Raw genomic sequence first — 9,392 nt, 5'->3', positions numbered from 1 at the left:
GGGGGGCGGACCCGGGAAAGGAAGGGTCTCTCACCCGCCGATAGGTACAACACTAACCCAAGAAACGGACAAACGCAAACCTAACACCCCAAAACGGGCAAAGATCTACCGCTGAACCGTAAACCCCGGGCAAACAGCATCAACCACTGCCAAAGCCCACGGGGTATGAGTAGGTAAACCACGGGCAAGCTCCCGGCATTCCCCCATGACCTGCGCGTTCGTCAGGGGGCCGGCGCCGCCCCCCGGGCTCCCAGCCAACTGCAAAGAGGATGCAAGCCCGTTCCCAGTGCCGTCCGAGATCATCGCGCCAGCGTCAGCGCGACAGACACGAGGTGAGGAATGGCGACGACGATCAGCGCGTCCACGCTCAACGGACGGCACCACAAGGCGGCACTCACGCTCTTCATGCTCATCGTGGTGGCCCACTGGGCCGAGCATCTGGTGCAGGCCGTGCAGGTCTACGTCTGGGGGTGGCCGCTGAGCGAGGCCCGCGGGGTGCTCGGCCTGCCGTTCCCGTGGCTGGTGACCTCGGAGTGGATGCACTACGGGTACGCGCTGCTCATGCTCGTGGGCCTGATCATGCTGCGCAAGGGGTTCGCCGGCCGTTCGCGGACCTGGTGGAACATCTCCCTGGGCATCCAGGTCTGGCACCACATGGAGCACCTGCTGCTGCTCGTACAGAAGATCACCGGGCTCTACCTGCTCGGACGGCCGGTCCCGACCAGCGTCCTGCAGATCTTCCTGCCCCGGATGGAGCTGCACCTGTTCTACAACGCGGTCGTCTTCGCGCCGATGGTGGTGGCGATGCTGCTCCACCGCCGGGCCGCCGAGCACGGCGGGGCCGCCTGCACCTGCGCGGTGGCGCACTAGCTCATGGCGGTCACCAGACGACGTCCGGGCGGGTTCACGGTGGCGCTGGCCGTCGTGGGGCTGTTGCTGCTGTCGGTCTCCGTGCCGGAGTTCGGCCCCGTCGTACGCGCCGCCCGCGCCGACGGGGTGAGCGGCGCGTTCACCGCCCGGGAGCTGCGGTGCGTACGGCATCCCGGGCACGAGTCCTGCGTCTGGGCCGGGGACTTCACCTCCGGCGACGGACGGATCCGGCGGCGCGACGTCGAGCTGTACGGCAGCGACCGCGGCACCCTGGCGGCGGGACAGGCCACCGCGGCCGTGGACACGGGCCGCCTGACCCGCGTCTACGGGCCGGAGGGCTCGGACGAGTGGCTGTTCACCGCGCTGCTCACGCTGGCCGGGGCGGCCGTGCTGGCGGTGGCGGCCGGACGGGCACGCCGCCCCGCGCCCGAACCCGCGCCCGAACCCGCGCCTGAACCCCGCGGTGCCGCGGACGGATGATCGCCCGTACGATTCCTCCAGCGTTTTCCGGATCTTGTGAGGTCGGTGTGTTCGGGATCATCCGTCCGTGCGGCGAGCACGGGTGCGCGGCGGTACGCGCGGCGTGGCGGGCGCATTTGTGCGGGCTCTGCCTGACACTGCGGGACGGGCAGGGGCACGCCGCCCGGCTGACCACCAACTACGACACGCTGATCCTCTCGGTGCTGACCGAGGCCCAGCTCCCGGCCGCCGTGCCGCACCGGACGGCCGGGCCGTGCGCGTTGCGCGGGTTCCGCTCCGCCGACGTGGTGGACGCCCGCGGCCGCGGCGCCCGCCTGGCGGCGGGGGTGTCGCTCGTCCTGGCCGCGGGCAGGCTGCGCGACCAGGTGGCCGACGGGGACGCCGCCCCGGCCACGGCTCCGGCCCGCCGCCTGCTCGCGGCCCGCTGGGAGGCCGGCGGCGCCCGGCTGGCGTCGGGCGTCGGCTTCGACACCGCCGTGTTGTCGGCGACGGTGGACCGGCAGCTCGAACGCGAGCGCCGGGCCCTGGCCGCACCGATGGACCTGCTCGACCTCACGGCGCCCGCTGAGGAGGCGGTGGCGGCGGCCTTCGCCCACACCGCGGTGCTGGCCGGGCGGCCGGCGAACGCGGCGCCGCTGGCCGAGGCCGGCCGGTTCTTCGGCCGCGTCGCGCACCTCCTGGACGCCGTCGAGGACCAGGCGGCCGACGACGAGCGGGGCGCGTTCAACCCGCTGACCGCCACCGGCACCGGCCGCGAGCGGGCGCGGCAACTGTGCGACGACGCCGCCCACGGGCTCGCCCTGGCCGTGGCCGACCTGGAGCTGGACGAGCGGCACCTGGTGGAACGGCTGCTCGGCGCCGAGGTGCGCCGGGCGGTCGAGCGCGCGTTCGGCGCGGCCTCCTACCGGCGTCCCGGCTGGATCCGCAGGTCGGGGGCCGGGGTGGCGACGTTCCTGACCTGCGGGCTCTGGCGGCCGAGGTGGAGCAAGAAGGCGGGACGGCCCTGCTGCGAGCGCTGCTACCTGGACAACTGCAGCAACTGCGACTGCCCCGACTGCGGCGGCTGCTGCGACTGCGGCTGATCCGGCGAGAGGGTCAGGGGGCCGAGATGTGCAGGACCTCGCCCGCCTTGCGGTAGCCGACGCGGGCGTAGACCCGGCCCGCCGCGTCGTCGGCGGGGGTGAGGAACGGCATGGTGACGCCGGCGTCGAGGCCCGCCCTGGTCAGCAGGGCGGTGACGGCTCCGCCGATGCCGCGCCGCCGGTGCGTGTCGCGCACGGCGATGCCGGCGACCTCGGCCACGCCCTCCTGCGGGCCGCCGAGCTGGCCGGCGCCGACGACCTCGCCGGTGGCGGCGTCGGTGGCCGCGGCCACCAGGCCGCCGCGGCCGAGCACGCCGCGCAGCCGCGCGACGTCGTGCTCGGTGGCCTCGGGCGCGTCGAAGGCCGCGTTCATCACCCGCGCGACCTGCCACAGGCCCGGGTCGTCGGTCACCAGCGCGAGGCGGACGGCGGCGTCGGCGGGCGGCTCGGCCAGCTCCCCGGCCGGGCACACCAGCAGCGGGAAGCGCCCCTCGACGGCGAACCCGGCGGCCAGCAGGGCCTGCTCCACCTTGGGCGCGACCTGCGGCACGTACTCCAGCCGGGGTGTCCTGCCGCGCTCGCGGAAGGCGGCGGCCAGCGCGGCCACCTGCTCGCCGGCAGGCGCGAGGTCGTCGTCGGGGATGGCGTAGTTGAACGGCGGCGCGTCGTCGTGCTCGTCGAAGCGGATCAGGAACGGCCCGGCCCGGTGTGCCCGGGTTCCGGCCGCCGCTCGAAGGTATGCGTGCACACGGGCGCCCAGCAAGTGAAGTCCTCTCGGTTGACGTGACCGTCACAAGGTAGGGCCGCGCCCACCGCCGGACAAGCGGTTTTCCCGGCGCCCCGCAGGGGCGCCGGGTCACCAGCGGTCGAGATGCAGCACCTCGTCGAGCGGCTGCCGCGCGGCGGGCCGGAAGGTCTCCCCCGTGAAGTACGCGGTGGGCAGCAGCACGCCCTGGCGCACCTCGGCCGGGATGCCGAGCAGCTCGGCGATCTCGCTCTCGTACTCCAGGTGCAGGGTGGTCCACGCGCTGCCCAGGCCGCGGGCGCGGGCGGCGAGCATGTAGCTCCACGCGGCGGGCAGCAGCGAGCCCCACAGCCCGGCCTGGTTGCCCTCGGGCAGGCGGCCGCCGGGCAGCTCGATCGCGCCGATCACCAGCACCGGGACGTCGCCCATGTGCTCGGCCAGATAGGCGGCGCTGCCGCTGACGCGCTCCTGGGCCGCCGCGCGCGCCGGGTCGTCCCGGAACATCGAGCGGGCCGAGCCGCCGGAGGTGGAGTAGCTGTTCCATGAGCGCCGGTAGTACTCGCCGATCACCTTGCGCCGCTCGGGGTCGGTGACCACGATCCAGTGCCATCCCTGCCGGTTGCCGCCGCTGGGCGCCTGGAGCGCGACCTCCAGGCTCTGGCGGACCAGCTCCGCCGGGACCGGGCGGGACAGGTCGAGGCGCCTGCGCACGCTGCGGGTGGTGGTGAGCAGGGTGTCCGGGGCCAGTGGTTCGATCGTCATGGGGTCATCATGTCAACGCGGGCCGCCGGAATCCCGTAGCCCGTACGGCCCGGCCCGGGCCTGATTTTTCCGCCCTCCGGGACGTATGATCACGCCAGCCGGACTCGCCCGACGCAACCGAAGGAGCCGACCGTGGCCGACGACGAGCAGGGCTCCCCCGCCCTCGACGTGGACACCACCAAGCCCAGCGTCGCCCGGGTCTACGACTACATGCTCGGCGGCAAGGACAACTTCGAGATCGACCGCGAGGTGGCCCAGATGGCGCTGCGGATCGCCCCGGACGCCCCGCAGGCGGCCCGGTCGAACCGGGACTTCCTGGCGCGCGTCGTCCGCGACCTGGTCGTCGAGGCCGGCATCCGCCAGTTCCTGGACATCGGGTCGGGGCTGCCCACGCAGGGCAACGTGCACGAGATCGCCCAGGCCGCCGCCCCGGGCTGCCGGGTGGTCTACGTCGACCACGACCCGATCGTGCTGGTCCACGGCCGGGCCCTGCTCGCCGTCGACGACGGAACCACCGTCATCGAGGCCGACATCCGCCGCCCCGACGACATCCTCGACCATCCCGAGACCAGGCAGCTCCTCGACCTCGACGAGCCGGTGGGCCTGCTGCTGTTCGGGATCCTGCACCACCTGCCGGACGAGGAGGACCCGGCCGGCATCGCCGCCCGCCTGATCGGACGGCTCGCGCCGGGCAGCCACGTCGCCGTCTCCCACTTCCACAACCCGATGGAGGAACGCCCGGAGGTGTCGCGGCAGGCGTTCGAGGCCGAGCGGCTGTTCAACGACACCATGGGCACCGGGCGGTGGCGCACCCGCGCGGAGATCCTCGGCTTCTTCGACGGCCTGGAGCTGCTGGAGCCCGGTCTGGTGCCGCTGGCCGAGTGGCGGCCGGAGCCGGGTTACCACCCGGCCCTGGGCATCACGTACCACACCTTCCTGGGCGGGGTCGGGCGCAAGCCGTGACGGTCAGCAGACCGCGTCCGGCAGGGCGATCGGCACCTGCTGCCGGTCGCCGGGCGTGAAGCGGCGGCCGAACACCTCGCACAGCCGCGCCCGCCAGGTGCCGGGGTCGAGCCGGAGCAGGTCGGTGGAGTAGCCGGTGGCGCCGTCGCCGCCCTTGAGGCGCAGCAGCAGCGAGCCGTCGGGCGAGATGTCGAGGAAGTCCTGGGGCTGGCGGAAGGTGTAGCCCTCCGCGTAGGACACCCCGCTCTCGCCGAGCCCGAAGACGCTGATCTCCCGCTCGCGGAACAGGAACAGCCGGCCCGCGTTCCGCGGCATGATCGAGGTCATGCGCTCGCCGCCGCGGATGTTCTCGCCCGACGAGCGCAGCGGGCCGAGCACCTTCCTGAGCGGGTGGGTGAGCCACACCTCGGGCAGCATGCCGTTGCGGAACAGCAGCAGGTGGGTGCCGGTGTGGTCGAAGACGAACCCGCTGACGACGTCGGTGCCCACGGTCAGCCGCCGGTCCTTGACCTCCTCGCCGGTGCGCAGGTCGATCGTGCGCAGGTGGTCGGCGCCCTGCACGGCGACCATCAGGTGGCCGGCGCTCCACGGGCTGACCTGCACCTCCGTGACGACCGCGCCGGGGCCGGCGACGTCGAAGGCGCTCTTGCGGCGGCCCGTGGCGGGCTCCCAGCGCTCCAGGCGGCGGCCGGCGAGGGTGAACAGGTCGCCGTCCTTGAAGAAGCAGGTCAGGTGCGTGCCCTCGGGCGGCCGGGCGGTGGTGACCTCGGTGAGGGGGGACAGCGAGGGCAGCGCGCGGACGGCGACCTTCGCGGGGGCGACGGCGTCGGCGAGCAGGCGTCCCGACTCGTCCACGACGGGGTCGCCGTCGGTGTCGAGGCCCTTCGGGCTCTCGGCGCGGACGACGTCGGCCAGGGTGCGCTGCGGCTCGCCGGTCTCCATGAGGCGCAGCCGGGCCCCGCCGTCGGCCTGGGCGACCATCCGGGCGCCGCCCTGGAGCAGCGCCGGGTTGCCGATGAGCTGCTCGCCGTCGCGCAGCGCGGTCAGCACCAGCGTGTCGGGTGACCTGGTGAGCAGCTCCTGCGCGCCGGGCGCGCCCACCAGCGCGACGGGGGCGGCGCTCGGCTGGGCGTCGATCCAGGCGCGCGACAGGGTGCGGCCGGCGGCCAGGTCGACCAGCTCCCAGCCGGAGGCGCCCTGCTCGGCCACGCGCCTTCCCTCTCGGTCGACGACGAACGCGCCGCACGGGCGTCCGGCCGGGAAGCCGCCCAGCCGCTTCCCGTCGCGCACCGCGAACCCCGTGTACGTGGCGGCGCGGCCGTCGTCGCTGGTCCGGCAGGTCACGGCGGTGGCGCCGTCGCCGGAGACGGCAAGTCCGTCGGCCGGGCCGAGCTCGCGGATGGTCAGCTGCCGCCACACCGGGCTGCCCTTGCTGCTGTACACCTTGGCCACGCCCTTCTCCCGGACGACCAGGGTGGTGGCGTCGGGGCCGAACCGGACCAGGTCGGCGGGCAGGTCGTAGACCCAGGTGCGGGCGGTGCCGGCGGCGCCGAGCGACTGGAGCACGAGCTTCTTCGGGCCCGCGGTGACGATCCAGCCGTCGTCGCCGTCCGCCCTGACGTCGGCGACGGGCTCGTCGGCGGGCAGCGCCGGGGCCGGCCGGTCCTGGCGGGCCAGGACGTGGCCCTGGTCGAGCAGCTCGCCGTCGCGCGGGTCGACGCGGTGCCAGACCATGCCGCCGTCGTCGAGGGCGTAGGCGATCAGGCCGCCGTCGGCGGAGACGGCGGGCCGGCTGGTGCCGCCCCGGTCGGGCAGGTGGGCGGGCCGGTAGCGGCCGTCGGGGCCGCGGGTGAACAGCGTGGCGCGGCCGGAGGCGGAGGTGGTGGTGGCCAGCAGGACGCGGGCGTCGTCGCTGGCGTCGGCGGCGGTGATCGAGCCGAGCGCGCCCGTGGCCACGCCCTTGGTGTACCGGTGTTCGACGTAGCGCTGCAGGAGCTGGACCCTGGCCTCCTGGGTGGGGGCCGCGCGGTAGGCGCCGACGGCGAGCAGCGACGACAGCTCGGGGTCGCGTTCGGCCAGGTCGGCCGAGGCGCCCGCCAGGGCGCGGGAGCGGGACTCGGCGGCCCGCTGCTCGCCGATCCGGCCCTGGTAGAGCGTCCAGGCGACCAGCGAGAGGACCGTCAGCAGCGCCACCCCCGCGCCGGTGATCGCGCCCCGGCGGCGCAGCGTGCGGCGCTGCCGGCGGCGGCGGCCCTGGCGCAGGTAGTCGTGCTCGTCCTCGGTCAGGTCGCCGGGCCGTTCGGCGAGCCAGCGGGCGGCGGCGGCCAGCTCGGGCGGGCCGGGGAGCCGGTCGGGGGCGCGCCCGGCCTGCCGCCAGCGGCCCATGTCCTGGTGGAGCAGGTCGCGCCATTCGAGGAACTGCAGGTCGGCGGCGACGATCCGGGCCAGCCTCGGCCATTCGGTGATCAGCGCCTCGTGGGCCAGCTCGACGGTCTGGCGGCCGTCCTCGCCGGTGTCCATGACGAGCAGCCGTCCGGCGGCCAGCCGGCCGGCCGTCCGCCAGCGCCGCTCCCCGGCCTCCTCGCGGGTGACCCGGCGGCGCAGCGGGGCGTGCGCCCCGGCGGCGACCCGGACGAGCCTGGACAGCAGCTCCTCCCCGGCCGCGGTGTCCTCCTCGGGCACGCACGCCGCCCACACCTGCTCGGCCTGCTCGCCCAGAGCCCCGCGTACGCCGCGGCACGCCTCGTAGGAGGTGTGGGTGATGCGGCCGCCCTCCTGCTCGTGCCAGAGGCGGTCCAGCAGGAAGCCGATGAGCGGCAGGGCGCCGGGCGCGCCGCCGGCGTCGACCAGGATGCGGTCGACCAGGCCGGGGTCGTAGGTCACGGCGGGGACGGCGTCCAGCGGCGCCTCTATGGCCTGCCGGAGCTGGTCGCGGGTCATGGGGGTGAGCCCGTAGGTCTCGCGGCCGAGCGCGCCGCCGAGCGCCGGGTGGGACAGGGCGGCGGGCAGGAAGTCGGCGCGCAGCGTGAACAGCACCCGCACGGCCGGGCAGGCGCGGGCCGCGGCCAGCACCCCGGCCGCGTCGTCCGCCTGCCCGGGGTCGCCGACCAGCAGCTCCTCGGCCTGGTCGACGACGATCAGCAGGCCGGTCGCGCCGGTGTCGCGCAGGACCTGGTCGACGACATCGGGCAGCCGGCCGTTGCGCAGCGGCTCGCGCAGCGCGTCGGCCCTGGCCAGCGCGTCGGCCCCGGTCAGGCCCGGGTGCGACAGGGCGGCCAGTTCGGCGGCGAGCGCGCCGGGCCAGGACCGCACGGCCGAGGGCCGCAGGACGACGACCTGGCAGCCCTGCCGGCGCATGGCGGGCACGACCCCGGCCAGCGCCAGCGAGGACTTGCCGCAGCCGGAGGGGCCGGTGAGCGTGAGCTCGGGGTGGGCCTGGAGGAGGCGGGCGATCCGGGCGGTCTCCACGTCGCGGCCGAAGAAGACGGCGGCGTCGCCCTCGCGGAAGGCCGACAGCCCGCGGAACGGCGAGGCCGGCCGTACGGTCGCGGCCAGGGCGGGGACGGCGCGGGTGAGCGAGCGGGTGGGGATCACGAACGCCTGGCGGGGCCCGCCGGGCTGGGCCGCGACCACCATGCCGACGACGTCGCCGAGCTCGGCGTCCCAGACGGGGCTGCCGCTGAAGCCGCTCTCGATCGGCACGCCATGGGGGTCGTCGGGGGCGCACTGGAGCCAGCCCTGCTGGGTGCCGCCGAGCAGCCGCCCGGTGTGCCAGCCGCCGCCATGCAGGCCGGGCGGGAACCCGGCCACGACGACCCGGTGGCCCCACAGGCTGCGCGGCTCGGCCATGCGCAGCGGGCGTCCGCCCGGGGGCGCGGCGTCCAGGCGCAGGACGGCGATGTCGCCCGAGCCGTCGGCGGCGGTGTGGACCCAGTGCTCGACGCGGGCGCGCACGGGCGCGGGGTCGCCGGCGAAGGGCAGCTCGACGGTGACCCAGGCGTCCGGCGGGGGCGGCCCGTCGGCGTGGCCCAGGGCGCCGGAGACGACGTGCGCGCAGGTCAGGGCGCGGTCGGGCGCGATGAGGAAGCCCGCGCCCGCCACGGCCCCCTCGGGGCCGCGCACGCGCAGGACGGCCAGGTTCAGCGCCTCGTCGGGCCCTGTATCCATCACTTACGGTCACCGCCCGTCACTCCAGGTCGTCAGCGGAGCCAGTATGGCCGCTGGACGCGGGCGGTGTTTGCCGTTCCTTGACATGCGAGAAGGGCGTCCCCCGGCGGGAGACGCCCTTCTGCTGTTCGCGCGTGTTACTTCTTGACCGACACCGGAGCCGTGCCGGTGTCCTGCTGACGCCAGGCGCCCGTCTCGAACGCCACCGGAGCGGCCTTCCTGCCCACGCCGTCACCCCACTTGGTGACCACGTACTGGATCTTGATGTGGCCCTCGCCCTTCACCCCGTCCACACCCAGCGTGTCGGGGTTGAAGCGGCCGCC

Annotated in this window: 7 protein-coding genes and 1 pseudogene; 4 read left to right on the top strand and 4 right to left on the bottom strand. The window is 75.2% G+C overall.

What is annotated here, in order from left to right:
• Positions 1-339 precede the first annotated feature (339 nt).
• The 3 genes from ACIBQ8_RS51065 to ACIBQ8_RS51055 are packed head-to-tail and all read left to right on the top strand — an operon-like array spanning position 340 to position 2,432.
• Positions 340-870 (top strand): hypothetical protein, encoded by a 531-nt coding sequence (locus tag ACIBQ8_RS51065; protein WP_397177298.1) that lies wholly within the window; start codon positions 340-342, stop codon positions 868-870.
• Between the two features lie 3 nt (positions 871-873).
• A complete protein-coding gene (locus ACIBQ8_RS51060; protein WP_397195905.1) occupies positions 874-1,350 on the top strand; it encodes a hypothetical protein in 477 nt (158 codons plus the stop codon).
• Positions 1,351-1,397: 47 nt separating this feature from the next.
• Positions 1,398-2,432, top strand: coding sequence for a DUF5685 family protein (locus ACIBQ8_RS51055; RefSeq protein WP_397195904.1), 1,035 nt, complete (start codon positions 1,398-1,400; stop codon positions 2,430-2,432).
• Between the two features lie 13 nt (positions 2,433-2,445).
• On the opposite strand, the gene ACIBQ8_RS51050 is transcribed toward ACIBQ8_RS51055, so the two are convergent.
• Both ACIBQ8_RS51050 and ACIBQ8_RS51045 read right to left on the bottom strand, forming a co-directional pair.
• Positions 2,446-3,195 carry a GNAT family N-acetyltransferase gene (locus tag ACIBQ8_RS51050; RefSeq protein ID WP_397195903.1) on the bottom strand — a complete coding sequence of 250 codons (750 nt, stop codon included), beginning with the start codon at positions 3,193-3,195 and terminating at the stop codon, positions 2,446-2,448.
• Positions 3,196-3,288: 93 nt separating this feature from the next.
• Positions 3,289-3,939: a nitroreductase family protein gene (locus tag ACIBQ8_RS51045; protein WP_397177291.1), complete on the bottom strand. Its 651-nt coding sequence runs from the start codon at positions 3,937-3,939 to the stop codon at positions 3,289-3,291.
• A 132-nt stretch (positions 3,940-4,071) separates the two neighbouring features.
• Here ACIBQ8_RS51045 and ACIBQ8_RS51040 point away from each other — a divergent pair, with 132 nt between their 5' ends.
• A complete protein-coding gene (locus ACIBQ8_RS51040) occupies positions 4,072-4,902 on the top strand; it encodes an SAM-dependent methyltransferase (RefSeq protein WP_397177289.1) in 831 nt (276 codons plus the stop codon).
• A 3-nt stretch (positions 4,903-4,905) separates the two neighbouring features.
• Here ACIBQ8_RS51040 and ACIBQ8_RS51035 read toward each other — a convergent pair whose 3' ends face one another.
• Together ACIBQ8_RS51035 and ACIBQ8_RS51030 are read right to left on the bottom strand one after the other, a co-directional pair.
• Positions 4,906-9,069 carry a trypsin-like peptidase domain-containing protein gene (locus ACIBQ8_RS51035; protein WP_397195902.1) on the bottom strand — a complete coding sequence of 1,388 codons (4,164 nt, stop codon included), beginning with the start codon at positions 9,067-9,069 and terminating at the stop codon, positions 4,906-4,908.
• A 137-nt stretch (positions 9,070-9,206) separates the two neighbouring features.
• Positions 9,207-9,392, bottom strand: a pseudogene (locus tag ACIBQ8_RS51030) (hypothetical protein); the annotation flags it as partial.

The organism is Nonomuraea sp. NPDC049646, from assembly GCF_044465525.1.
GTDB lineage: Bacteria > Actinomycetota > Actinomycetes > Streptosporangiales > Streptosporangiaceae > Nonomuraea.
This window is presented reverse-complemented; position numbering and strand designations above follow the sequence as displayed.

Bases quoted from the DNA above. Each gene is read 5' to 3' on its own strand.
- ACIBQ8_RS51065 (WP_397177298.1), top strand. From the start codon at position 340: ATGGCGACGACGATCAGCGCGTCCACGCTCAACGGACGGCACCACAAG.
- ACIBQ8_RS51060 (WP_397195905.1), top strand. From the start codon at position 874: ATGGCGGTCACCAGACGACGTCCGGGCGGGTTCACGGTGGCGCTGGCC.
- ACIBQ8_RS51045 (WP_397177291.1), bottom strand. From the start codon at position 3,939: ATGACGATCGAACCACTGGCCCCGGACACCCTGCTCACCACCACCCGC.
- ACIBQ8_RS51035 (WP_397195902.1), bottom strand. From the start codon at position 9,069: ATGGATACAGGGCCCGACGAGGCGCTGAACCTGGCCGTCCTGCGCGTG.